The organism is Lentzea sp., assembly GCF_035525475.1.
Taxonomy (GTDB): Bacteria; Actinomycetota; Actinomycetes; order Mycobacteriales; family Pseudonocardiaceae; genus Lentzea.
Window position 1 is genome coordinate 28939 of the sequence record NZ_DATLEC010000249.1, and the last position, 25331, is coordinate 54269.

21 protein-coding genes and 1 pseudogene are annotated in these 25331 nt (G+C 69.5%); 16 read left to right on the plus strand and 6 right to left on the minus strand.

What is annotated here, in order from left to right; translation table 11 throughout:
- Positions 1–21: 21 nt before the first annotated feature.
- The gene (locus VM306_RS37320; protein ID WP_325523508.1) at positions 22–1308 is read left to right on the plus strand and encodes a bifunctional o-acetylhomoserine/o-acetylserine sulfhydrylase; all 1287 of its coding nucleotides are present in this window, start codon (positions 22–24) and stop codon (positions 1306–1308) included.
- Positions 1308–2321, plus strand: coding sequence for a homoserine O-acetyltransferase MetX (gene metX, locus VM306_RS37325; protein WP_325523510.1), 1014 nt, complete (start codon positions 1308–1310; stop codon positions 2319–2321). Before VM306_RS37320 ends, metX begins: the two co-directional genes overlap by 1 nt.
- Here metX and VM306_RS37330 read toward each other — a convergent pair.
- Positions 2284–2970: a TioE family transcriptional regulator gene (locus VM306_RS37330; protein WP_325523513.1), complete on the minus strand. Its 687-nt coding sequence runs from the start codon at positions 2968–2970 to the stop codon at positions 2284–2286. The genes metX and VM306_RS37330 overlap by 38 nt on opposite strands.
- A gap of 79 nt (positions 2971–3049) precedes the next feature.
- On the opposite strand from VM306_RS37330, the gene VM306_RS37335 reads away from it, so the two are divergent.
- On the plus strand, positions 3050–4162 hold the full coding sequence (locus tag VM306_RS37335) for an erythromycin esterase family protein (protein ID WP_325523515.1): 1113 nt from the start codon (positions 3050–3052) through the stop codon (positions 4160–4162).
- On the opposite strand, the gene VM306_RS37340 is transcribed toward VM306_RS37335, so the two are convergent.
- A complete protein-coding gene (locus VM306_RS37340; RefSeq protein ID WP_325523517.1) occupies positions 4134–4640 on the minus strand; it encodes a hypothetical protein in 507 nt (168 codons plus the stop codon). The genes VM306_RS37335 and VM306_RS37340 overlap by 29 nt on opposite strands.
- 120 nt (positions 4641–4760) lie before the next feature.
- Here VM306_RS37340 and VM306_RS37345 point away from each other — a divergent pair, with 120 nt between their 5' ends.
- From VM306_RS37345 to VM306_RS37360, 4 genes and pseudogenes are all read left to right on the plus strand, one after another.
- Positions 4761–5879 carry a sensor histidine kinase gene (locus VM306_RS37345; protein ID WP_325523519.1) on the plus strand — a complete coding sequence of 373 codons (1119 nt, stop codon included), beginning with the start codon at positions 4761–4763 and terminating at the stop codon, positions 5877–5879.
- A complete protein-coding gene (locus VM306_RS37350; RefSeq protein ID WP_325523521.1) occupies positions 5876–6529 on the plus strand; it encodes a response regulator transcription factor in 654 nt (217 codons plus the stop codon). Before VM306_RS37345 ends, VM306_RS37350 begins: the two co-directional genes overlap by 4 nt.
- 62 nt (positions 6530–6591) lie before the next feature.
- Positions 6592–7296 carry an alpha/beta hydrolase gene (locus VM306_RS37355; protein ID WP_325523523.1) on the plus strand — a complete coding sequence of 235 codons (705 nt, stop codon included), beginning with the start codon at positions 6592–6594 and terminating at the stop codon, positions 7294–7296.
- Between the two features lie 65 nt (positions 7297–7361).
- Positions 7362–8144: pseudogene (locus VM306_RS37360) on the plus strand (acyltransferase family protein); the annotation flags it as partial.
- Here the strand turns inward: VM306_RS37360 and VM306_RS37365 are convergent.
- Entirely contained in the window at positions 8107–10119 is a 2013-nt protein-coding gene (locus tag VM306_RS37365; protein WP_325523525.1) for a phospholipase A2, read from the minus strand. The pseudogene VM306_RS37360 and the gene VM306_RS37365 sit on opposite strands and share 38 nt — an antisense overlap.
- A 41-nt stretch (positions 10120–10160) precedes the next feature.
- Positions 10161–10733, minus strand: a complete 573-nt coding sequence (locus VM306_RS37370; protein ID WP_325523526.1) for a TetR/AcrR family transcriptional regulator — start codon at positions 10731–10733, stop codon at positions 10161–10163.
- Between the two features lie 300 nt (positions 10734–11033).
- On the opposite strand from VM306_RS37370, the gene VM306_RS37375 reads away from it, so the two are divergent.
- From VM306_RS37375 to VM306_RS37395, 5 genes are all read left to right on the plus strand, one after another.
- Positions 11034–11819 (plus strand): SGNH/GDSL hydrolase family protein, encoded by a 786-nt coding sequence (locus VM306_RS37375; protein ID WP_325523528.1) that lies wholly within the window; start codon positions 11034–11036, stop codon positions 11817–11819.
- Between the two features lie 139 nt (positions 11820–11958).
- Positions 11959–13551 (plus strand): carboxyl transferase domain-containing protein, encoded by a 1593-nt coding sequence (locus VM306_RS37380; RefSeq protein ID WP_325523530.1) that lies wholly within the window; start codon positions 11959–11961, stop codon positions 13549–13551.
- A 2-nt stretch (positions 13552–13553) separates the two neighbouring features.
- Complete coding sequence (locus VM306_RS37385) at positions 13554–15467, plus strand: acetyl/propionyl/methylcrotonyl-CoA carboxylase subunit alpha (RefSeq protein ID WP_325523532.1); 1914 nt, start codon at positions 13554–13556, stop codon at positions 15465–15467.
- A 5-nt stretch (positions 15468–15472) separates the two neighbouring features.
- Positions 15473–16624: an acyl-CoA dehydrogenase family protein gene (locus VM306_RS37390; RefSeq protein WP_325523534.1), complete on the plus strand. Its 1152-nt coding sequence runs from the start codon at positions 15473–15475 to the stop codon at positions 16622–16624.
- Between the two features lie 89 nt (positions 16625–16713).
- Positions 16714–19488, plus strand: a complete 2775-nt coding sequence (locus VM306_RS37395) for a hypothetical protein (RefSeq protein WP_325523536.1) — start codon at positions 16714–16716, stop codon at positions 19486–19488.
- A gap of 38 nt (positions 19489–19526) precedes the next feature.
- On the opposite strand, the gene VM306_RS37400 is transcribed toward VM306_RS37395, so the two are convergent.
- Positions 19527–21062 carry an acyl-CoA dehydrogenase family protein gene (locus tag VM306_RS37400; RefSeq protein WP_325523538.1) on the minus strand — a complete coding sequence of 512 codons (1536 nt, stop codon included), beginning with the start codon at positions 21060–21062 and terminating at the stop codon, positions 19527–19529.
- A 112-nt stretch (positions 21063–21174) separates the two neighbouring features.
- On the opposite strand from VM306_RS37400, the gene VM306_RS37405 reads away from it, so the two are divergent.
- From VM306_RS37405 to VM306_RS37420, 4 genes are all read left to right on the plus strand, one after another.
- Complete coding sequence (locus VM306_RS37405; RefSeq protein WP_414672500.1) at positions 21175–22482, plus strand: FAD-binding oxidoreductase; 1308 nt, start codon at positions 21175–21177, stop codon at positions 22480–22482.
- Positions 22483–23715, plus strand: coding sequence for a cyclopropane-fatty-acyl-phospholipid synthase family protein (locus VM306_RS37410; RefSeq protein WP_325523540.1), 1233 nt, complete (start codon positions 22483–22485; stop codon positions 23713–23715).
- 102 nt (positions 23716–23817) lie between these two features.
- Positions 23818–24039, plus strand: coding sequence for a hypothetical protein (locus tag VM306_RS37415; protein WP_325523542.1), 222 nt, complete (start codon positions 23818–23820; stop codon positions 24037–24039).
- Positions 24036–24437: a type II toxin-antitoxin system VapC family toxin gene (locus VM306_RS37420; protein ID WP_325523544.1), complete on the plus strand. Its 402-nt coding sequence runs from the start codon at positions 24036–24038 to the stop codon at positions 24435–24437. Before VM306_RS37415 ends, VM306_RS37420 begins: the two co-directional genes overlap by 4 nt.
- On the opposite strand, the gene VM306_RS37425 is transcribed toward VM306_RS37420, so the two are convergent.
- Positions 24434–25267 carry a S1C family serine protease gene (locus VM306_RS37425; protein WP_325523546.1) on the minus strand — a complete coding sequence of 278 codons (834 nt, stop codon included), beginning with the start codon at positions 25265–25267 and terminating at the stop codon, positions 24434–24436. The genes VM306_RS37420 and VM306_RS37425 overlap by 4 nt on opposite strands.
- Positions 25268–25331: the final 64 nt, after the last annotated feature.

The window sequence follows — 25331 nt, forward strand, 5'->3', positions numbered from 1 at the left end:
GCACAAACCTGGAGCACAGCCATGTCCTGGTCCTTCGAGACTGCCCAGATCCACGCGGGTGCCGCGCCCGACCCCACCACCGGTGCTCGTGCCACGCCGATCTACCAGACCACCTCCTACGTCTTCCGGGACACGCAGCACGGGGCGGACCTGTTCTCGCTCGCTGAGCCCGGGAACATCTACACGCGCATCAACAACCCCACGCAGGACGTGCTGGAGCAGCGGGTCGCCGCTCTCGAGGGCGGGGTGGCGGCTGTTGCCTTCGCTTCTGGATCGGCCGCGGGGACGGCGGCGATCCTGAACCTCGCCCGGAGCGGGGACCACCTCGTGTCCAGCGCCTCGTTGTACGGCGGAACGTACAACCTGTTCCACTACACGTTGCCGAAGCTGGGCATCGAAGTGTCGTTCGTGGACGATCCGGACGACCTCGACGCCTGGCAGGCGGCGGTGCGGCCCAACACCAAGCTGCTCTTCGCCGAGACGTTGGCCAACCCGCGCAGTCACGTGCTCGACGTCGAGGGGGTCGCCGGGGTCGCGCACGCCAACGACGTGCCGTTGGTCGTGGACAACACTGTGCCCACGCCGTACCTGCTCCGGCCGCTCGAGCACGGCGCGGACATCGTCATCCACTCCGCCACCAAGTACCTCGGCGGGCACGGGACCGCCATCGCCGGTGTGGTGGTGGACGGCGGCAAGTTCGAGTACGGGGCCGAGAAGTTCCCCGACTTCCACGAGCCCGACCCCAGCTACAACGGGCTGCAGTACTGGCCGGTGCTCGGGCACGGGGCGTTCGCGGCCAAGCTGCGGGTGCAGGGGCTGCGGGACACGGGTGCGGCCATCGCGCCGTTGACCAGCTTCCTGGTCATCCAGGGGATCGAGACGTTGTCGCTGCGGATCGAGCGGCACGTGCAGAACGCGCAAGCGCTTGCCGAGTGGCTGGAGGGGCGGGACGAGGTCGAGAAGGTCCACTACGCGGGCCTGCCGTCGTCGCCGTTCTACGCCAACGCGCAGAAGTACCTGCCCAAGGGGGCCGGTGCGGTCGTGAGCTTCGAACTCCGCGGCGGTGTGCAGGCCGGGCGGGCGTTCGTGGACGGGACGAGCCTGTTCAGCCAGCTCGTGAACATCGGGGACGTGCGGTCGCTGATCGTGCACCCGGCCTCGACCACGCACAGCCAGCTCACGCCAGAGGAGCAGCTCGTCACGGGCGTCTCGCCCGGGCTGGTGCGGCTGTCGGTCGGGCTGGAGGGGCTGGAAGACCTCAAGGCCGACCTGGAGGCGGGCTTCACCGCGGCCAAGTCGGCGTTGTAGTGGGCGGCTGGAGGTTCGGTGATCCGAACGGCCGGCGGAAGTGGTTCAGCCACGCCGAACCGTTCGCGGGACTGCCGGGATTCCAGCTCGCGTACGAGACGTGGGGGACCTTGAACGCCGAGGCCTCCAACGCGGTGCTCGTGCTCCACGCCCTCACCGGTGACAGCCATGTCGCCGGGGGCGTGGAGCCGGGCCACCCGACGCCTGGCTGGTGGGAGGCGCTGATCGGCGAGGGCCGGCCGCTCGACGGGTTCTTCGTGGTGGCGCCGAACGTGCTGGGCGGCTGTCAGGGCAGCACCGGGCCGTGGCAGTACCCCGGGTTCCCCGCGATCACCGTTCGCGACCAGGTCGCCGCCGAGGTCCGGCTCGCCGACTTCCTGGGCATCCGGCAGTGGGCCTCGGTGCTCGGCGGGTCGATGGGCGGCATGCGGGCCGTGGAGTGGGCCGTCGGCGAACCGGACCGGGTGAAGTCGTTGCTGCTGCTGGCGACCACGGCCGCCGCGTCGGCCGAGCAGATCGGGCTGGCGTCGGTGCAGCTGCACGCGATCAGGGCGGATCCCGTGGAAGGACTGGGGATCGCGCGCCGGATCGCGCACCTCAGCTACCGCAGCGAGCAGGAGCTGCAGGCGCGGTTCGGCAGGCAGGTGCGGGAGGACGGGCGGTTCGAGGTCGAGTCCTATTTGGACCACCACGCGGCGAAGCTCACGAGGCGGTTCGACGCGGAGAGCTACGTGACGCTGACGGAGGCGATGAACTCGCACGACGTCGGGCGCGGGCGCGGTGGTGTCAAGGCGGCGCTGGAACGCGTCGAGGCCCGCACGATCGTGGCCGGTGTCGACTCGGACCGGCTGTATCCCCTGGGGCAGCAGGAGGAACTGGCGGCGGGCATCCCCGGAGCGGACGAGCTGCGGGTGATCGAGTCGCCGTACGGGCACGACGCGTTCCTGATCGAGAGCGAGCAGGTCGGCGCTCTCGTCAGGGAGCTGGTGCCCGCGCACTCAGGTAGTCGTTGAGCCGCGCGGAGGCGGTGAGCATCGCCAGGCCCCGCGCGGTGAGACGGCGGCGCCAGTCGGCCAGGGCGGCGCCCAGCGTCTCCGTGCCGCCCGCCGTGCGGATCTGCTGCACCACGAGGGCTATGCGCGCCAACGGATAGCCACCGCGCCGCAGCAGGTGTGCCAGCTCGGCGTCCCGGACGTCCTCCGCCCGGAACACGCGATAGCCGGTGGGTTCGCGTGCGGGCGTGAGGATCCCGGCTTCCTCCCACGCCCGCAGCGTCGCCGGGGTGACGCCGAGACGGTGCGCCAGCTCGCCGATCGTGCGTGGTTCCAGGACGGGTTCGAAGTCGGTCAGGTCCTGCACGGCCCTGCTGACCGAGCCGAGGGTCTCGCGGTCGCGCAGCAGCTGCTCGTGGCCGCGGTCGATGATCAGCAGCATCTCGTCCGGGTCGCTGGCGTGGATCGCGTTCATGATCTGCCCGGCACGGGCGTGCCCGAACGCCGGGACCAACGCGACGAACGCGCGCAACGCGGCGGCGTGGACCTCGGTGTAGACGCGGTAGCCGGACGGGGTGCGCGCCGCGGGCGGGATGAACCCGGACTGCTCGTAGTTGCGCACGGCCTGGGTCGAGATGCCATGCTCGTCAGCGAGGTCGGATGGACGCACGGTTGAGACTTTAGCCGCAGGTGACAGCGTTTATCGCGAGAAAGTCTCAACGGCGCTTTCAATGTTACGGTTGAACCACATGAGCCAGGACATTCGTGAGTTCATCAGCCCCTTCACCGAGCTCTTGGCGTTCGGCGAGCCGACGCACCTCGAGCACGCCCACACCTGGATCCGCAACGAGCTGGTCGAGCAGCTGGCCGGACTCGGCTACCGGTCGATCGCCCTGGAGACCTGCCGCGTCCGGGGGCTCCTGGTCGACGACTACGTCCAGGGCGGACCCGGTGACCTCGACACGGTGATGGAGGAGGGCTTCTCCCACTCCTTCGGGCGGTGGCCTGCCAACCGCGAGCTGGTGCAGTGGATGCGCGAGTACAACGAGGACAAACCCGAGGCGGAACGGCTGGCGTTCCACGGCTTCGACTTCCAGACCGAGACCGTCAGCGCGCCCAGCCCGCGCCCCTACCTCGAACACGCCCGCGACTACCTCGGCGAGGACGTCGACCTGACGACCGACGACGGGAAGTGGAGCCGCGTCGAGGCCGTCATGGACCTCACCCAGTCGCCAGGGCAGTCCGGGGAAGCCGTGAGGTTGCGCGAGATCGGCACGGGCATGCTCAAGCGGCTGCACGAGCGCAGGACCGCCGATGCCGCCTGGTACCGCGCGGAGACGCACCTGACAGCCGGTCTGAGCCTGCTCCGGTACCACCGGGAGTGCGCCGAGCCGAACCCGTTGGGCGTGCGCCTGAACCGCCTCTGCCAGATGCGGGACGGCGTGATGGCCCGCAACCTGCTGGAGATCCGGCGCGCCGAGGCTTCACGCGGGCCGACGTTCGTGTTCGCGCACAACGCCCACCTGCAGCGCACGAACAGTTCCATGGAGATGGCGGGCGAACGGATCGAGTGGTTCTCCGCGGGCGCGCTCGTGGCGCCGCTGCTCGGTGACCAGTACACGGTCATCGCGGGCACGCTCGGGCGCAACGACTCGTTCGGGCTGGGCGAACCGGACGAGGCCACCCCGGAGGGGCAACTGCAGAGCCGGTTCACCACCTGGGGCATCACCGCGGACAAGCCGCGGGGCCCGAGCCGCACCGACACCGGGCTGGAGATGGGCTACTTCCCGCTCGACCAGCACCTGATGGACGGTGTGGACGCGCTGCTGCACGTCAGGGCTGGTCGTCCAGTGACGCGGTGATCCACGGCGCGACGGGCAGGTCGCGCGTCTCGCACTCGATCGCCAGCTTCAGGGTCCACCGCAGGGCTTGCAACACCACGGTCGCGAGCTCCTGCGGCCGGCCGTTGGCCAGGGCGATCTCGATCTGCTCCGCGGCCGCGTCCTGATCTCCGTGCACCTCCGCCAGCAACGCGCGGATCGCCGTGCGCACCGGCGGGTCGGCGTCGTCGATCTGGACCTCGTTGCCCTCCTCGTCGAAGACCTGCATCTTCACCGGTGTGGCACCGCCGGACCCGAGCGCGCCGACCATGCTGCTGCACTCGGCGAACAGCAGCAGCACCAGCTCGCGGATCTCCTCGTCGCCCTCGGGGGAACCGCTGAGATACCCGGTCACGAGGTCCACCGCCACAGCGTCCTCACCGGCCCTGGCCGCGGCCAGCGCCTCACCGGCCACGGCCGTCAGCCGTGACCAGCGATCTGGATCCTGTGGTGGTCTCACAGGTACTGCCTACCGCGCGGCGTGACGCGTTCGCAATGCCCCATCTTGATCAGAGTGCTACCGGGGTATGTCACTCCGCAGGTCACTGTGCGATTACGCGGATCCACCTAGCATCGGGTGGTGTTCCGCACGTTGTACAGGACGGTCCTCGGTCCCGATCGCACGCGGGTTCTCCCCCAGGCGCTCGGCCGGCTGTGGCTGCCCGTCTTCGCCGCGCTGGTCGTCTACGCGTTCGTGTGGGCGGTCGTCGCCAGCGCCTCGTACGTGCGCCAGGCCGATTCGGACGGCTGGTGGGTCCTCGTCTTCGTGGCCACGCTCGGTCCGTACGTGCTGCTGCTCTGGTCCCCGCTCTACGCCTGGCGGCTGGCGGCGCCGGGGTTCTACCTCGTCAGCCTCCTCGCGGTGGGCGAGGGGGCGGGGGCCTTCCAGTACTGGACCGCGGTGCCGCTGTTCGTCGCGGTCGTGGCGTTCTACTCGCGAGGGATCGTCATCGCGGTCACCCTGCTCAGCATGGCGCTGATCGTGGCCTCCGAACCGCAGGCCGCGGACATGGCGCTCTTCGTGCCCATCATCGCCGCGGTGGTCTACCTGCTCGGTGCGCGCGGCCGGGCCGAACGCGAGCTCGAGGAAGAGCGCGACGCCAAGGCCGCGCTGGAGGAACGTGCGCGCATCGCACGCGAGATGCACGACGTCGTGGCGCACCACATGTCGATGGTGGTGGTCAGGTGCGAGACCGCGCCCTACCGTCTCAAAGGGCTGAACGAGGAAGCCGAGAAGGAGCTCGCGGAGATCGGTGAGGCGGCGCGGGAGGCCATCACCGACATGCAACGCCTGCTCGGCGTGCTCAGGACGAACGGCCAGGCGCCGGAACGCGAACCGCAGCCCGGCATCAGCCGCATCCCGGAGCTCGTCAGGCCGGGTGACGAGGCCGAGGTCGACGTGGACGACGTCCCGGAGGCGGTCGGGCTGACCGCGTACCGGGTCGTGCAGGAGGCGCTCACGAACGCCACCAGGCACGCTCCCGGCTCGAAGGCGTCCGTCCACGTGCACAAGAACGACGGCCGGCTCGACATCTGGATCATCAACACCCCCGGAGGGCCGTCGCGGGGTGGCGGCAGCGGGCAGGGTCTGGTGGGAATGCGTGAACGCGTCGCGGTGCACGGTGGCACGCTGACCGTGAAGTCGACCGAGGACGGCGGGTTCATGGTCAGGGCGAGAATTCCGTTGGGGGACAAGTGATCAGGGTGGTCGTGGTGGACGACCAGGAGATGGTGCGCGAGGGTTTCTCCGCGCTGCTGAACGCTCAGGACGACATCGACGTGATCGGCTCGGCCGGCAACGGCGTGCAGGGTGTCGCGCTGGCACGCACGGTCAGACCCGACGTCGTGCTGATAGACATCCGCATGCCCGAGATGGACGGTCTCACCGCCACCCGGTTGCTGCTGGGCGGTTCGGACGACGTCAAGGTCCTCGTATTGACCACGTTCGACCTCGACGACTACGTCTACGAGGCGTTGCAGGCCGGTGCGAGCGGGTTCCTGCTCAAGCACGCGCCCGCCCGTGAGCTGCTCAACGCCGTGCGCGTGGTGGCCGCCGGGGAGGCGTTGCTGGCGCCGTCGATCACCAAGCGGTTGATCGAGGACTTCGTGAAGTCCCGCCGCGGAGACCGGGTGCGGCCGGCGCAGCTCGGCGTGCTGACCGAGCGCGAGACCGAGATCCTCGTGCTGGTCGCGCAGGGCATGTCCAACCTGGAGATCGCCGCGCACCTCGTGCTCGCGGAGCAGACGGTCAAGACGCACGTGAGCCGCGTGCTCACCAAGCTGGGCCTGCGCGACCGCGCCCAGGCCGTCATCGCGGCGTACGAGAGCGGGCTCGTGGTACCGGGGTAGGGCCGCGGAAACGGCTCTGCGGTGTGACGATCCGAGGGGCGTGGTCTTCCTAGTTTCGGTTCATGCGCAGAGCCTTCCTGTTCCTCCTGCTGATCGCCGTTCCCGCGGTCGCGCCGTCGATCGCCCAGTGGCGTGCCGACGTCGCCCGCCGGGTGGCGGTCGTCGGTGATCTCGCCACCGCGCGGGACGTCGTGGTCGTCGTGCCGGGGTCCGACGTGGACGTCGACCGGTTCGACCGGACCGTCGGGAAGATGGCGGCCAACCTGTACGAGCAGGCCCACCGCGACGACCTCGCGGTGATCGCGTGGCTCGGGTACCGGACGCCGCAGGGGCTCGGCGTGGACGCGATGACCGGCTCGCTGGCGCGTCAGGGTGCTGTCGAGCTGGTCGATTTCGTGCGGGCGTTGCACACGAACGCACGCATCCACGTCTTCGGGCACAGCTACGGCTCGGTCGTCGTGTCGCTGGCGGCGCACGAGCTGGACGTCCAGAACATCGTGTTCACCGGGAGTCCGGGTGTCCGGGTGAGCTCCGCCGCCGAGCTCGGGACGCCGGCGAAGGTCTGGGCGTTGCGGTCCAGCGGGGACTGGATGCGGTTCGTGCCCAACGCGCGGCTGTTCGACCTCGGGCACGGCACGGATCCCGCCTCCGACGGCTTCGGCGCGACCGTGCTGCGGTTCGAGGGCGGCAAGCACGACACCTACTACGAGCCGGGCAGCGGGACGTTGACCGCGCTCGTCCGGATCGCTTCGGGGGAGGAGCTGTGAGGAATCCGTTCATCGACGCCGTTCGTGCTCTGGCGGTCGTCACCGTCGTGCTCGGGCATTGGCTGGTGACCGCGCTGGTGGACACGCCCACCGGCATGTACATCGACAGTCCGCTCAAACACCTGCCGGACCTGGCGCCGGTGTCCTGGGTGCTGCAGACGCTCGGGTTGTTCTTCTTCGCGGGCGGATACGCGGCCGCTCATTCGAAGACGTCCTTCGTCGTGCGGCTGAAGCAGCTCGCCGTGCCGACGGTGCTCATGCTCGGCGCCTGGGCGGCTGTCCTCTTCGGACTGGTGATGCGCGGGGTCGACCAGGGAACCGCCTACAACATCGGGTTCCTGGTCATGACGCCGCTGTGGTTCTTCGTCGTGTACCTGGTCCTGCTGGGGATGAAACCGTTGGTGCGCAAGCTGGACGAGTACTCGTGGGGTGTGCTCGTCCCGATCGCGCTGGTGCTGGTGGTCCCGTACGCGGTGTGGTGGGCGGCCTGGCAGCTCGGGTACTCGGTGGCGCGCAGGAGGGTTCCCGGCCCGCCGCTGCTGGTGGCCGGGGTGGTCGGGTACGCGTTGCTGACGTCGTTCGGCGGCTACCCGGTGTCGGCCGTCGGCATTCCGGGCGAGGCGGTCTCGAACCTCAACCCGCCGAACTACGCGACGCTCGCGCTGGCGTTCGCCCAGATCGGCCTGGTGCTCACGATCGCGCCGGTGCTGACCAGGCTCGGGACCACGAAACCCGTGGCGTGGCTCACCAAGCGGGCGCTGGGGATCTTCCTCGCGCACCAGAGCGCGTTGATCACCGTGACGCTGGCGCTCAGCGCGTGGGGACCGCTGCCGGGACTCCAGCAACCACCAGAGGGTCCGGACTGGGTGTGGCAGCGAGTGCTGTGGCTGCCGGTGTGCGCGGCCGTGACCTGGGGATGGCTGCGAGCACTGCGAGCCCGATCGCCGCGGCGTGCAGCGCCACCACCGGAGGTGCCGGGTCCAGCGCCAGCATCGGCGGTACGCACGCCAGCGCCGTGAGCAGCCACGGCAACCGCGTGTCGCAGCTGCCGGTGCGCGCGGTGTGGATCAGGTACCAGCCGAGCAGGAGGTGGATGAGGTTCTGCAGCGGATCGACCGGCAGCAGCACCAGCACCCCGTCGCCGAGGAACCCGCTCACCACGAACCCGAGCACGCCGAGCGTCCCGAACACCACGCCCGCGGCCGTGGCGAGCCGGGTCCGGTGCGACTCGTGCGACAGCCGCGGGAACCGGACCAGCCGTCGTTCGAAGCGGTGGAACAGCAGGGTGAGCGGCACGAGCAGCAACACCAGCCAGATCGGCGCCTGCGTGAGCCCGAGCAACCCGACCAGCGCGCCGACACCGGCGAGGTACGCCAGGTACACCGTCATCGGCGCCCGGCGGGCGAAGTCGACGACGTGCCACGAACGGCCCTTCAGCCACGCCGTGACCCGGCCGCGGGCGAGCAGCGCCAGGCACACCTGCGCCACGCCGAGCACCATCATCGAACGCGGGTAGCCGCTGAAGAACACCAGCGCGGGCAACGTGATCGCGCCCAGCGCCGCCAGCACGCGCCGCGACACCTGCTGCAGGGTGCCGTCCGCGTAGAAGAACCCGATCTGCTGCATCAGCAACGCGCCGACGATCAGGTTCACGTACCCGCCGGTCTTCCAGTCCGTCGACGTGCGCGCGACCTCGACCCCGAGCGTCACGAGCGTCAGCACGAACGGCGCGGTCCGGCGGGAGTGCCGGTGCAGCCACGCGGCGGCGGGCGTGGCGGCCACCGCGAGGAGGTAGACCCCGAGGAACCACAACGGGTGCGTGATCAGCCGGCTGTACGCGTCGACCTCGACGTCGAGCAGGTTCAGCGCGGCGAACACCACCACCCACAGCAGCACGAACGCGAGCACCGGCCGCAGCAGCCACGACGTCCGGCTCGACACCCAGCAGCCGAAACCACCCTCGTGCGCCTGCCAGCTGCGCAGGTTCGCGTGCCCGCCCGCGAAGAAGAACAACGGCACGGCCTGCAACGCCCACAACCACGGCGTGCCGACGTTCTTGAGGTGCGCGAGCGTCGCCACCGTCTCGCCGAGTACCAGCAGCGCGAGGCTGCACAACCGCAGGAACGTCGCGTACCGGTCCTGTTCGACGGGCTTGGGGGCGGGCAGCTCGTCACGTTTGCGCCCGTGCAGCCGCGCCAGGAGCAGGAAGACCACGACCGCACTGCCGAACGCCCACGCCACGACGGGTTCGTGGCCGGGCGGCCCCCACCTCTGACGCCACGAGTTGAACTTCAGCCCCAGCACGTAGGTCTCGGCCACCGCGTGACAGCTCTGCTCGGCGCCGCGGGGGTTCAGCCGGCACTGCGCGTGCAGGTCGATCGTCAGCCTGTCGTCCAGCGCCTTGCGCGCGGAGGGCCCGAGCGGGTCACCTTTGTGTTCCGCGTAGCGCAACAGGTCGTACCCCAGGTCGTGCGCCCGGCACGCCGTGCCAAAGTCCCACTCCGTGTCGCCGGCGGGCCCGGAGCACCCACCCGAGGCGTCCACGACCCGCAACGTCCCGTCGGGAGCCGTCACGGTCACGGGCTCGCGTCCCATCTCCCGCGCGAAGTCCGGCGGCAGGTTGATGTGCGGGTCGTGCGTCCCCGAAGGCGCCGCGAACGCCTCGACGGCGTTGGCCGCGGCGATCACATCGGCGCTCGGCGGCACGCCGTCGACACCGGTGGCCGGCCGCGAGGCGACCACCCCGCACACGAACACCGCGAGCGTGATCACCGTGAACCGGAACCAGGCCGGCAGCCGGAGGAGGAGTTCGCGCGCGCCCATTAACGGGCAAGGTTACGGAAGGATCTCGGTCGGCCGCCAATTCACGAGGTCACAACGGCGGGCCGCAGCGAGGCCAGCGCCATCCGGGACAGCAGAGCGGCCATCTGGTCCCTGTCGAGATGCGCGCTGTGGGGCGTGGAGTTGATCAACCCGAACACGGCGTGCGCCGCGGCCCGAGCCGTCGGCTCGTCGAAGTCGGCCACGGTCCGCCGGATCGCCTCGACCCACACCTCGACGTAGCGCCGCTGCAAAGCCCGCACCCGCCGCCGGTCGGGATCCGTCAAGTTCGCCAGGTTGCGAGCCTGCACGGTGATGAGCGCCGGATCGTCCAACGCGAAGTCCACGTGCCACCCGACGAGCTCCCGCAAGGCCTCCTCGGCACTGGACGCGGAGTCGACCCTCTTCTGCCCGCCGTCGAGCAGCCGCTCGGAGATCGACGTCAGCATCTCGCCGAGCATCGCGTCCTTGCTCCGGAAGTGCCGGTAGAGGGCGGGCCCGGAGATGCCCACGGCCGCACCGATGTCGTCGATGCCCACCCCGTGGAAGCCGTGCCGCGCGAAGAGCTCGGCCGCGGCGTTGAGGATCTGGTCCCGACGTGAGGGTTTCTCGGCCACGGGAGGAGGTTAGCAGCCGTTCACATGCGGCTCGGCGGGCAAATCCGCCGGGTCCGGCGGGGGTGGAACGGGCCCGTAGTGGGCTTGGGAAGCGGTGGTGTGGTGAGGCCGGGGATCGCCGAGATTGGCGCAGCTTGGGCGCGCGCCGCTCGTCTGTCCGCGCGTCCTCCGATGGGTGGAATTTCCGCAGGTACAAGCCCCAAATGTTGACTATTGACCAATACTTCACACAGGTCTTACCCATGGGTAACCATTGATCCGCACTGCATCAAATCCCTGCGGCCCCTTCGGGAGTCTTCGATGCGTCCTGCTCACCTCATCGCCTCGGCGATCACCGCCGCCGCGGCGGTAATCGCCCTCGCCAACCCCGCGAGCGCGGCCCCCGTCAACTACGTGGCCCTCGGCGACTCGTACGCCAGTGGTCTCGGAACCGGCAGCTACGACGGCGCGAGCGGCAGCTGCAAGCGCGGTCCGCTCGCCTACCCGGCCCTGTACGCGGCGGCGACAGCGCCCGCGACCTTCAAGTCCGTCGCGTGTTCAGGCGCGCGGACAAACGACGTCATCGCCCAGGCCAACAACCTAACAACAGCGACGAACCTGGTCACGGTGCAGGTCGGCGGCAACGACGCCGGCTTCACGGACGTCATCACCACCTGCACGTTCGGGTCCGACCAGGATTGCGCCAACCGGGTGAACACGGCCAAGGCCTACGCCGCGAACACGCTTCCCGGGCTGCTCAACAACGTCTACGGCACGATCAAGGCGAAGTCGCCGTCGGCGCGCGTGGTCGTGCTCGGGTATCCGCGCATCTACAAGGTGCCGGGTACGTGCAACGTCGGGCTCAGCGACACCAAGCGGGCCGCGATCAACTCCGGTAGCGACGCCCTGCACGCCACCATCAGCGCTCGCGCCGGTGCGGCCGGGTTCACCTACGTCGACGTGCGCGGGGCGTTCACCGGGCACGAGATCTGCTCGTCGAGCTGGTGGCTCAACAGCCTGAGCTGGCCGGTCGAGGAGTCGTACCACCCGAACCGGGCTGGTCACGCCAGCGGCTACCTGCCCGCGCTCCGCAGCGTCGTCGGCTGAGGGTATTCCGGAACGTGAGAGTGCCTGAAACGGGCTTTGACCTGCATTCGGGTCACTCTCGAGCGGTGCTGGTGGACCGGTAGGTTAGCGGGCGCTAACATGAGGATGTTAACGCCCGCTAACCTGAGGTCTGGGGAGCATGGACGCACCTGTCCTGCGCAGCGCCGCCGAGCCGTCGGACCGCTACGCCAAGGAGCACGCCGCGCTCGTCGACGAGCTGCGCGGCAAGCTCGCCACCGCCGCACTCGGCGGTCCTGAGAAGGCACGTCAGCGTCATGTCGACCGCGGCAAGCTGCTGCCGCGCGAGCGCGTGGACACGCTGGTCGACCCCGGCTCGCCGTTCCTGGAGCTGTCGCCGCTGGCCGCCGACGGCATGTACAACGACGAGGCGCCTGCCGCAGGCATCATCACGGGCGTCGGGCGGGTGTCCGGCCGTGAGTGCGTCATCGTCGCGAACGACGCCACGGTCAAGGGCGGCACCTACTACCCGATCACGGTCAAGAAGCACCTGCGCGCGCAGGAAGTGGCGCTGCAGAACAACCTTCCGTGCATCTACCTCGTCGACTCCGGTGGCGCGTTCCTGCCGAAGCAGGACGACGTGTTCCCGGACCGCGAGCACTTCGGGCGGATCTTCTACAACCAGGCCACGATGTCCGCCAAGGGCATCCCGCAGATCGCGGCGGTCCTCGGCTCGTGCACCGCGGGTGGCGCGTACGTGCCGGCGATGAGCGACGAGGCGATCATCGTCCGCAACCAGGGCACGATCTTCCTCGGCGGCCCGCCGCTGGTGAAGGCGGCGACGGGGGAGGTCGTCAGCGCGGAGGACCTCGGCGGCGGCGAGCTGCACTCGCGCACGTCCGGCGTCACCGACCACCTGGCGGAGAACGACGCGCACGCGCTGAAGATGGTCCGTTCGATCATCTCGACGCTCGGGCCGCGCGTGCAACGGCCGTGGGACGTCACCGAAACCGAGGCCCCGGAGGTCAACCCGGACGATCTCTACGGTGTCGTGCCGACGGACTCCCGGACTCCCTACGACGTGCGCGAGGTGATCGCGCGGATCGTCGACGGGTCGAAGTTCCAGGAGTTCAAGAAGGAGTACGGGCAGACGCTCGTCACCGGCTTCGCGCGCATCCACGGGCACCCGGTCGGGATCGTCGCCAACAACGGCATCCTGTTCGGCGAGTCCGCCGTGAAGGGCGCGCACTTCATCCAGCTGTGCGACAAGCGGTCCATCCCGCTGGTGTTCCTGCAGAACATCACCGGGTTCATGGTCGGCCGCGAGTACGAGGCGGGCGGCATCGCGAAGCACGGCGCCAAGATGGTGACGGCGGTGGCGTGCGCGCGCGTCCCGAAGTTCACCGTGATCATCGGCGGCAGCTTCGGCGCCGGCAACTACTCGATGTGCGGCCGGGCGTACTCGCCGCGGTTCCTGTGGATGTGGCCGAACGCGCGGATCTCCGTGATGGGCGGCGAGCAGGCGGCGTCGGTCCTGGCGACGGTCCGCCGCGACCAGCTCGGTGACGAGTGGTCCGCGGAGGACGAGGAGGCGTTCAAGGCGCCGATCCGCCAGCAGTACGAGGACCAGGGCAACCCGTACTACTCGACCGCGCGGCTGTGGGACGACGGCGTCATCGACCCGCGTGACACCCGCGTGGTGCTGGGGCTCGCGCTGTCCAGTGCGGCGAACGCCCCCATCGACGATGTTTCCTACGGCGTCTTCCGGATGTGATCATGTTCGACAGCGTTCTGGTGGCGAACCGCGGGGAGATCGCGGTCAGGGTGATCCGCGCGCTGCGGTCGCTCGGGATCCGTTCCGTCGCCGTGTACTCCGACGCGGACGCCGAGGCGTTGCACGTCAGGCTGGCCGACGAGGCCGTGCGCATCGGGCCCGCCGCGGCCCGCGAGAGCTACCTGTCCATCGAGAAGATCGTCGCGGCCGCCGTGTCCACCGGCGCGCAGGCGATCCACCCCGGGTACGGCTTCCTCGCCGAGAACACGGCGTTCGCGGCGGCCTGCGCCGAGGCGGGGATCGTGTTCGTCGGCCCGCCGGCGTCGGCGATCGACGCGATGGGCGACAAGATCCGCGCGAAGCTGACGGTGTCGGCCGCGGGCGTCCCCGTGGTGCCGGGCCGCACTCGCGAGAACATGTCGGACGACGAGATCGTCGAGGCCGCCGGTGAGATCGGCTTCCCCGTGCTGCTCAAGCCCTCCGCGGGCGGTGGCGGCAAGGGCATGCGGCTCGTGCACGAGGAGTCCGCGCTGCGCGAGGCGATCGAGTCGGCGCGGCGGGAGGCGCGCGGGTCGTTCGGTGACGACACGCTGCTGATCGAGCGGTTCGTCACGAACCCTCGCCACATCGAGATCCAGGTGCTCGGCGACTCCCACGGCAACGTCATCCACCTCGGCGAACGCGAGTGCAGCCTCCAGCGCCGGCACCAGAAGATCATCGAGGAGGCGCCGTCGCCGTTCCTCACGCCCGAGGTCCGCGAGGCGATGGGGTCCGCGGCGGTCGACGCGGCCAAGGCCGTCGGCTACGTCGGCGCGGGGACCGTCGAGTTCATCGTGGACGGTTCCTCCGGCGACTACTTCTTCATGGAGATGAACACCCGGCTGCAGGTCGAGCACCCGGTGACCGAGATGGTCACGGGCGTCGACCTCGTCGAGTGGCAGCTCCGCGTGGCGTCCGGTGAAGAGCTGGATTTGACCGTCGGGCTGAACGGCCACTCCGTCGAGGCACGCGTCTACGCCGAGGACCCGGCGCGCGGCTTCCTGCCCACCGGCGGCCGGGTGCTCAAGCTCAGCGAGCCCACGTCGGTCCGCGTGGACTCGGGGCTGTACGAAGGACTTGTCGTCGGTTCGGACTACGACCCGATGCTCGCCAAGGTGATCGCGCACGGCCGCACCCGCGAGGAAGCGCTGAGGCGCCTGGACCACGCGCTGGGCCAGATGGTGCTGCTCGGCGTCACGACGAACATCCCGTTCCTGCGCGCACTCCTGCGCGACGAGGACGTGCGCGCCGGCGCACTGGACACCGGCCTGGTCGAACGCAAGCTCGACGCGCTGACCACGGCCGAGATCCCGGACGACGTGTACGTGGCGGCCGGCCTGGAACGGTCCCTGGAGCCGCGGGGCGACGACCCGTGGGACCAGCTGGGCGGGTGGCGCGTCGGCGAGCACGCGTGGACGACCTGGCGCATCAACGACGTCGACGTGCGCGTGCGCGGGGACGAAGTCGTCGTCGGAGGGGGAGAACCGGTCAGGGCGCGCGCCCGCCGGGAGGGCTCCGACCTGCTCGTCGGCTCGCGCCGGTACGCGACGGCCCGCGACGGCGACGTGCTGTGGCTCGGCCACGACGGCGCCTCGTGGGCGCTGGTCGAGGCCGAGTTCCTGGTGGGCGCCGCCGGCGGAGCCGCCGCCCAGGGCGGTCCGGTCAAGTCGCCGATGCCCGGCACCGTGCTCGTGGTGCGAGCCCAGCAGGGCGAGGAAGTGACCGCCGGTCAAGCGTTGTTCGTGGTCGAGGCCATGAAGATGGAGCACACCGTGACCGCACCGGTCGACGGCGTGCTCGCCGAAGTGAACGTGCAAGCAGGCCAGCAGGTCGCACTCGACCAGGTGCTGGCCCTCGTCGTCTCTCACGAGGAGTGACACCGATGTTGGACTTCAGGCTCCCGAGCGAGTACGAGGACCTGCGCAAGACCGTCGAGGAGTTCGCCCGCGACGAGGTGGCCCCCGTCATCGGCGACTACTACGAGCGCGCCGAGTTCCCGTACCCGATCGTCGCGAAGATGGGGCAGATGGGCCTGCTCGGCCTGCCGTTCCCCGAGGAGCACGGCGGCATGGGCGGCGACTACTTCGCCCTGTGCCTCACCCTCGAGGAGCTCGCCCGCGTCGACTCGTCCGTCGCGATCACGGTCGAGGCCGCCACCTCGCTGGGCGCCATGCCGATCTACCGCTTCGGCACCGACGAGCAGAAGGCCGAGTGGCTGCCGTCCCTGACGTCGGGCGAGAAGCTCGGCGCGTTCGGCCTCACCGAGCCCGGTTCCGGCTCCGACGCGGGCGCGCTGGTCACCACCGCGCGCCTCGACGGCGACGAGTGGGTCATCAACGGCACCAAGGCCTTCATCACGAACTCCGGCACGGACATCACCGGCCTGGTGACGGTCGCCGCGGTCACGGGCACCCAGCCCGACGGCCGCAAGGAGATCTCGTCGATCATCGTCCCGTCCGGCACCCCGGGCTTCACGGTGTCGAAGAAGTACTCCAAGGTCGGCTGGTGCGCCTCCGACACGCGCGAACTGTCCTTCCAGGACTGCCGGGTGCCCGCCGCGAACCTGCTCGGCACGCGCGGACGCGGCTTCGCCCAGTTCCTGCGCACGCTCGACGAGGGCCGCGTCGCCATCGCCGCGCTGTCGGTCGGCCTGGCCCAGGGCTGCGTCGACGAGTCGGTCCGCTACGCCCACGAGCGCGAGACGTTCGGCGCGAAGATCGGGACGTACCAGGCGATCCAGTTCAAGATCGCCGAGATGGAGGCCCGCGTCCACACGGCACGGCTGGCCTACTACGAGGCCGCGTCCCGGATGCTGCGCGGCGAGCCGTTCAAGAAGCAGGCGGCCATCGCGAAGCTCGTGTCGTCCGAGGCGGCGATGGACAACGCCCGCGACGCCACGCAGATCTTCGGCGGCTACGGCTTCATGAACGAGTACCCGGTCGGCCGCTTCTACCGCGACGCCAAGATCCTGGAGATCGGCGAGGGCACGTCCGAGGTGCAGAAGATGCTGATCGCGCGCGAGCTCGGCCTCTAGGCCGTTCCATCTAAATAGGGTCAAACCACCGGCTCGAATCGATCTGTCCGGCTACCGTCCTGCCATTCCGCACGAGTGTGAGGGTGCAGATGACAGGTAGCCGGGCAGAACCGGTCTTTCCGGGGGTAAGAGTTCTCCTCGAGGTCATCCACGGTCTCTGCGACCGGCCGGGGTTCTTCTACCGGAGCAAGACCGAGGAAGTGGTCGGCGACCAGCCGCTACCGCTGCTCTACCTGGAGAGCGAAGCCAGTCCGGCGCCCTTCCTGCGCGCCCTGGAGCACAAGCTCGACGAGGGCCGGCCCGCCATTCCGCACGCCTACGTCGACGTGTCCTCGGTGCGTGCCGAGGTCGACAAGAGGTGGCCGCCGGAAGCGCGGGAGACCCCGCCGCTGCTGCCGCTGCTGGACGTGCTGAGCCACCAGTTGTCCGAGGTCCACGTCGGCAGCGAGCGCCTCACGCGGTTCGACCACTACCGGCTCGTCGACTGGCTCACCAGCAAACGCCTGCCGCGCAAACCCGGCCGTGACGACAGGGCGAGCGTCATCGAGCTGCTGCGGCAGTGGACGGGCAGGACCACCGAGAACGGCGAGGCGCTCAACCGGGCGGTCGACGCGTTCATCCCCAACCTCGTGACGCGGCTGGGGCTCGGGCTCGTCGCGTGGGTCGGCAGCAAGGCGGGGTTCCGGTGGCTCGGCAAGCGGGTGCCGGGGCTCGCGCGCGAGTCGAAGTGGTTCATGCGCGGGCAGAACTTCGCGCTGCCCAATCACTCGATCGAGTTCCTCGGGTTCGCCGAGCGGCTGACGCTGGGCCGGCGCGAGTCCGAGAACACCGAGCAGATCAAGCTGCTGCTCGTGCACGCCTTCCTGGAGGACCTGCGGATCGCCTACCGGCGGCGGAGCCGGTTCCTGCCGCGCAGGGCGGGCTGGCGGCGCACGGCGTACATCCCGGTGCTGCTCGACGGCGTCACGCAGGACAACGGCGGCTGGGAGCTGCTGGAGCTGATCAACGACGTCCGCAACGAGACCGGCGAGCTGGACCCGTTGCTGGTCATCGCGGCCAGCTCGGTCCAACCGGCGCTCTCGCAACGGCTCGGCACCACCCCGGTGGCGCCGGACGAGACCGCGGACGCGCTGACGACCTGGCGCGAGGAGCTGCCGCGCAAACGGCAGATGCTCGCGCCGGACGCCCGCTACCTGATGATCAAGCTGCCGTTCCCCAGCCCCGACAAGAAGAAGTGGAAGGGCACGCCCGCGTTCCGGGCGGCGCCGGTGCGGTGGCTCGCGCGGTCGCGGCGGCTGGAGGCGATCATCGCGGCGGTGGTCGTGGTGCTGCTGCTGCCGGCGTTCGTGACCGTGCAGAACCACATCCAGGCCAACTGCTCGATCATCGGCTCTGCGACCTCGCCCGGGGTGTCGACCCGGCTGATGGACGTCGAGGGCAACGTCGAGTGCGTGGGCTACAGCGACAACAGCAGCCAGGTGTTCGGCTCGAACGAACGGCTGCGCTGGACGCAGCAGGCGGTGCTCGCGCAGAACGAGGAGGCGAAGCGGCTGCGCGACGCCGACCCGAACCGCCCGTTCGTCTCGCTGGTCTACTTCTCCAGCCTCACGCACAAGGACACCAACCCCGACGCCGACCACTCCAGGGCGGAGGAGCTGGAGGGGATGCTGCTCAAGCAACGGCAGCAGAACGACAGGTCGCGCTCGGAACCGTTGCTGCGCATCGTGATCGCGAACGGTGGCGCGATGATGAAGAGGTCGCCGGACGTCCTGCGCGACATGCTGACGCCGTTGCTGGAGGAGGACTCCAGCATCATCGGCGTGGTCGGGCTCGACCGCAGCGTCGAGGAGACCAGGGACGTCATCACCGAGCTGGGCGCGCTGGGCGTGCCGACCATCGGCACCACGCTCACCGAGGCGTCGCTGCCGATCAGGTCGTCGATGTACTTCCAGCTCATCCCCGGCAACGTCCGGCAGGCCGACCTGGTCCGGCGGTACGCGCAGCACGTCGGCGCCACCAGGGTGACCATCCACCACCCGCCGTTGGGCAAGGGCGACGTCTACCTCGACGACCTGGTCAACGTGCTGGGCAAGGAGCTGGCGACCACGGGGGTGCGGTACCAGGCCGTGCCGTGGTCGCGGAGCCCGCAGGAGGTGCCGTCGCAGTGCGTCGAGGACCACTCCGGCGAGCTGGTGTTCTTCGCGGGTCGCGAGGAGGACTTCGGCGAGTTCCTGAGGGCGATCGGCAGGGACTGCTACGACAAGAACCGGCTGCCGCGCATCGTGGCCGACGACGCGATCATCCGGTTCATCGCGCAGAAGGCCAGCCGGGTGCACGACTCGCTGGCCGGCATGCGCGTGTCGTACGTGAGCATGGCCGGGCTCGTGGTGCTGGCGGGGAAGTCGTGCGTGGAGGGGAAACCGGATCCGAAGGCACGCGGCGGTCTGCCGCTGGACGCGTTCTGCGCCGGCTACAGCAGGTTCAACCAGGAGATCCAGGACTCCGCGCTGCCACCGGAGGACAAGCCGGTCAAGCCGTGGCCGGGAGAGCACATGGGCGTCGCCTACGACGCGGCGGGACTCTTCCTCGACGCCGTGCGCAACGCGCAGTCGCGCCTGGCCGGGCTGCCGGTGCACACCCCGCACCGCGGCGCGGTCGGCGGGGAGCTGCGCGAGCTGGAGTTCTTCGGTGCAACGGGACGCACGGACTTCAGCACGTCGCGGATCGGCGAGCAGCGCAACTTCACGATCCTGGAGCTCACCGACATCCACGACTTCGGGCAGCAGCCGACGTGCGTGTTCCTGACCGGCGACCTGTACGGCCCGGACTCACCGCGGCAGCCGAACGGCTGCCCTGCGAGTTAGTGGCGCGAACTCGCCCGGCACCGTTCCGGGCCGCACCACTAGACCTTCGGGACGGCGCGGTCGATGATCGCGGCGAAGTCGGTGGAGCGGGGGAGCGTGCCGAACGCGACTCCCCAGTCGCCGCCGAGCCGTGAGCCGAGGAACGCGTCGGCCACGGCGGGGTGCCCGTGCTTGACCAGCAAGGCGCCTTGCAGGATCAGCGCCATCTTCTCGACGATCCTGCGCGCCTGCGACTCGTCCACATCGGACAGAGCGGCGCCGAGCTCGTTCAACGCCTCGTCGATCCGCCGGTCGACGCCGGTGACGGCGGCCAGGAACTCCTGCACCGACTCGGGTTCCTTCCTCATCGCGCGGAGGACGTCGAGCGCGGCGACGTTGCCGGAGCCTTCCCAGATCGACATCAGCGGCGACTCGCGGAACAGCCGGGGCATGCCGCTGTCCTCGATGTAGCCGTTGCCGCCCAGGCACTCCAGCGCCTCGGCCGCGTGCGCCGGTCCGCGCTTGCAGACCCAGTACTTGGTGACGGCGAGCCCGAGCCGCGGCCGGTGCTCCGCCAGCCACATCGCGGCGGTCGTGGCCGCCTCGGACTCGATCGCGAGGTCCGCCAGCACGTTGCGCATCGCCGGCTGGTCGATGAGGTACTTCCCGAACGCCTTGCGGTGCGCGGCGTGGTGGGCGGCCTGCCTCAACCCGACGCGCATGCCCGCGGCGCTGCCGAGCACGCAGTCGAGCCGCGTCGTGTTGACCATCTCGATGATCGTCCGCACGCCGCGACCCTCGTCGCCCACGCGCAGCGCGAACGCCTCGTCGTACTCGACCTCGGCGGACGCGTTGGATTTGTTGCCCAGCTTGTCCTTCAGCCGCTGCAGGAAGAACCGGTTGCGCGTGCCGTCCGGCAGCACCCGCGGCACGAGGAAGCAGGTCAGGCCGCCGGGCGCCTGCGCGAGCGTCAGGAACACATCGGACATCGGGGCCGAGGTGAACCACTTGTGGCCGGTCAGGACATATCCGTCAGCCACCGGCCTCGCGACCGTGGTGTTCGCCCGGACGTCCGAGCCGCCCTGCTTCTCGGTCATCGACATGCCGGCGATCAGGCCCTGCTTGGACAGCGGCGCCCGCAGGCCGAAGTCGTAGGTCCGCGAGGTGAGCAGGGGTTCGTAGGACCCGGCCAGTTCCGGCGAGACGCGCAATGCGGGCACAGCCGCATAAGTCATCGAAATCGGACATCCGTGACCGGCCTCGGTCTGCGACCAGACGTAGAACTTGGCTGCCCTGTTGAGATGCGCACCGTCGACATAGGCGTGCAAACCGTGCGAAACGGCGACGTTCATCAGATCGTGCCACGCAGGGTGGAACTCGACCTCGTCGATTCGGTTCCCGTAGCGGTCGTGCGTGCGCAGCACGGGCGGGTAGGCGTTCGCGAGCCTGCCGCGCTCCTGCCACTCCTCGCTGCCCGCGAGCCTGCCCAGAGCGTGCAGTTCGGCGTCGTCGACCCAGCTCAGGAGGGCCGGGTCGTCCGCGACGTCGTGACCGGTCAACGGCGGAACCTGGTTGGTCACCTCGTGCGTTGCCATGCCCGCACGTTACTACTCAGTAGTAACTTTCGGCAGGGTGTGGCGAAAAGATCACTGGGCCATCCGGCTTTTGGGCGTGCCAACGGCGCTGACGAGGAATAACGTCGTCCCCGTGAGTGACCATGGGCACAGCTCGGCCGTCGCTGCGCTGAGCGCGCAGTACGCCGCGATGCGCGAAGGTGCGCCGGTGCGGCTCGCGAAGAAGACGTCGAACCTCTTCCGGTTCCGAGCAGATCAGGCCGGCGGGCTCGACGTCGGCAGGTTCGACCAGGTCCTGTCCGTGGACCCGGTCGGACGCACCGCTCAGGTGCAGGGCATGACCACCTACGAGAACCTCGTCGCCGCGACACTTCCCCACGGCTTGATGCCGTTAGTGGTGCCGCAGCTCAAAACCATCACGATCGGCGGTGCGGTGGCAGGACTCGGCATCGAGTCCACGTCCTTCCGCAACGGCCTCCCGCACGAGTCCGTGCGGGAGCTGGAGATCCTCACCGGTGACGGCGAGGTCGTCGTCGCGAAGCCGGACGACGACCTGTTCCGCGCGTTCCCCAACTCCTACGGGACGCTGGGCTACGCGCTGCGGCTGGAGATCGAGCTGGAGCCGGTGCGCCAGTACGTCCGGCTGCGGCACGTGCCGTTCGGCTCGTTCGCCGAGTGCGCCGCGGTCATCGAGGAGGTCTGCGCGGACGGCTCGGCGGACTTCGTCGACGGCACGGTGTTCTCACGGGGTGAGATGTACCTGACGCTGGGCCATTACGCCGACATAGCGCCGTACACGTCCGACTACACCGGCAACCAGATCTACTACCGGTCCATCCAGAAGCGACGGACGGACCACCTGACGATCCACGACTACCTGTGGCGCTGGGACACCGACTGGTTCTGGTGCTCCCGCGCGTTCGGGGCGCAGAACCCCGTCGTGCGCCGCCTGTGGCCCAAGAGGTACCTGCGGTCGGACGTGTACCGCAAGCTCGTGGCCAAGCACCGTCAGCTGAGGCCGCGGGTGGACGTCGAGCCGGTGATCCAGGACGTCGAGATCCCGGTCGCCGGGCTGGCCGACTTCCTCGACTTCTTCGACCGCGAGATCGGCATCTCGCCGGTGTGGCTGTGCCCAGTGCGTCTGCGCGACACCACGGGCTGGCCGCTGTACCCGATGGACAAGGACACCCTCTACGTCAACGTCGGGTTCTGGTCGGAGGTCCCGGTCCGGCCGGGGGAGAAGATGGGTGACCGCAACCGGTTGATCGAGCGCGAGGTGGCGCGGCTGGGGGGTCACAAGTCGCTGTACTCCGACTCCTACTACGAGGAGGACGAGTTCTGGCGGCACTACAACGGTTCGCACTACCGGTCCGTGAAGAGCCGGTACGACAAGGCGAACCGACTGCCTGATCTGTACGCCAAGTGTGTCAGGGGACGATGAATGCGGTTGGCCTCCATTTTCCAGAGCATCACCGGTGGCAACGACGTTCGGTTCAAGGCCTACGACGGCAGTGCCGCCGGGCCTGACTCGGCCCCGGTCGCCATCGACATCAAAACACCGGAAGCCCTGTCCTACCTGGCCTCCGCGCCAGGTGAGCTCGGCTTGGCCCGCGCCTACGTGACCGGCCACCTGGAGATCCTCGGCGACGTGCACGCCGGCCTCTCCCAGCTCTCCGAGTTCTCCCTGCGCGAGCTCCCGTGGCTGCAACGCGTCGAGCTGCTGCGCTTCCTCGGGAAGGTCCGGCTGTCGCACAAGGTGAGCCCGCCACCGCAGGAGACCCGCCTGCGGGGCCTGCGCCACTCCAAGGCCCGCGACCAGCAGGCCATCGCGCACCACTACGACGTCTCGAACCAGTTCTACGAGTGGATCCTCGGCCCGTCGATGGCCTACACCTGCGCGGTGTACCCGACGCTGGAGTCCACTTTGGAACAGGCGCAGCACGAGAAGCACGACCTGGTCGCGCGCAAGCTCGGCCTGAAGCCCGGCATGAAGCTGCTGGACGTCGGCTGCGGCTGGGGCGGCATGGTCATGCACGCCGCCCGCGAGTACGGGGTGCGCGCGATCGGCGTGACACTGTCGCGCAACCAGGCGGAGTGGGCGCAGAAGGCGATCGTCGAGGCCGGCCTGTCCGACCTGGCCGAGGTGCGCTACCTCGACTACCGCGACGTGCGCGAGACCGGCTTCGACGCGGTGTCGTCGATCGGCCTGACCGAGCACATCGGCAAGGCCAAGCTGCCGGGCTACTTCTCCTCGCTCTACCGCAAGCTGAAGCCGGGCGGCCGGCTGCTCAACCACTGCATCACCCGGCCGGACAACAAGCAGCGTGCGCTGTCCGGCCCGTTCATCGACCGGTACGTGTTCCCGGACGGCGAGCTGGTCGGGCCGGGGCACCTGGTGTCGCTGATGCACGACACCGGCTTCGAGGTGCGGCACGAGGAGAACATCCGCGAGCACTACTCGCTGACGCTCGCCGCGTGGAGCCGCAACCTCGAGGAGCACTGGGACGAGGCCGTGGAGGAGGTCGGGGAGGCCCGCGCCCGCGTGTGGCGGCTCTACCTGGCGGCGTCGCGGCTCGGGTTCGACCGCAACAGCATCCAGCTGCACCAGGTGCTCGGGGTGAAGCTGGACGGGACGACGTCGCACATGCCGTTGCGCCCGGACTGGCTGTCGTAGGACGGTGAAGGGCCGCGACCCCGGTCGCGGCCCTGAGCTGCGGTGATCTGTTCGGGATGCGCCGATCGGGGTGGTTGGTGCCATCATGGCACCATGAAGCGGATGAACCTGAGAGATGTGCCGGACGAGGTCTACGCGGCGCTGGCCGACGGCGCCGCGGCAAGCCGCCAGTCGCTGAACGCCTTCGTCGTCGAAAGGTTGACCGAGGTCGCACAGGTGCTGAACATCGGCGACTACCTGGCGACCTACGAGCCGCCAGGAGGAACAGGCGTCACGCTGGAGGATGCGACAGCGGCTGTGCGCGAGGTGCGGGACGCGTCGTGAGCCTGGTAGTGGTCGATGCGTCCGTTCTGGCGGTGTTCTACTCAGCTGACGATCATCGACGTCAGCAAACGGTCGATCGCATGGCTGCAGGCCATGCGTTGTTCGCGCCTGCGCATCTCGACGTGGAAGTTGTCTCCGCCCTGCGGACAATGGCGCGGCGCAGTGCGGCGCTGGCGGCATCGGTACCGTCCGCACTGCGACACCTGGCAGGTCTGCCGGTGAGGCGAATGCCGTTGGCACCGCTGCTGTCCCGCATGTGGGACCTGCGCGACGACATCACGCCCTACGACGCAGCGTATGTCGCGCTCGCCGAACAGCTCCGTGCCACGCTGATCACGTGCGACGTGCGCCTGGCCTCCGCTCCGGGGGCCAAGTGCACGTTCGACGTGATCTCCTAGCCCAGCTGTCCCACGATCTGCTTGGCCGTGTTCGACGGGATGGCGAACCCGATGCCGACGCTCCCGGCCTCACCGCTGCTCGACGCCGGCGAGTAGATCGCCGAGTTGATCCCGACCAGCTCGCCGGCCGCGTTCACCAGCGCGCCGCCGGAGTTGCCGGGGTTGATCGACGCGTCGGTCTGGATCGCCTGGTACGACACGGGCTGCGAGCGGCGCGTCTCGCCCGGCACGGTCACCTTGCGGTCCAGCGCCGAGACGATGCCGGTGGTCACGGTGCCCTGCAGGCCCGACGGCGAGCCGATGGCCATCACCGCGTCACCGATCTTCACGGAGCCCGAGTCCGCCCACTTGATCGGCGTCAGGCCCGAGACGCCGGTCGCCTGCAGCACCGCGAGGTCGGAGGTGGGGTCCGTGGAGACGACGGTGGCGGGGACCTCACGGCCGTCGTTCAGCGTCACGGTCACCTGGCCGCCGGCCGAGGCCACGACGTGGTTGTTGGTGAGGATCCTGCCGTCGGCGGTGAGGATCACGCCGGAGCCGAGGCCATCGCCGACGTTGACCTGGACCACGGAGGGCAGCACCGTCGAGGCGACGGCGCTCCAGTCCAGTGTGGACGTGTTCGAGACCGTCTGCGCCACCACGGACGACGACGCCGCGGGCGAGTCCGGTGAGGCGACCACCGCTCCGGTGACGCCTCCGAACAGCCCGGCGACGAGCGCCGCGGCGGTCAGCACCGGGGCCGTGCGGCGCCAGAACTTCGGCGCCGGGGTGACGGCGGGCTGCGGTTCCACCAGTGACCCGCCCATGGCGGGGAAGCTCTGCTCGGTCATGGCTCCACGATGGGCCGCAACCTTGTGAACAACCTGTGGGGAAAGCCGGGAAAACCCTGATAAG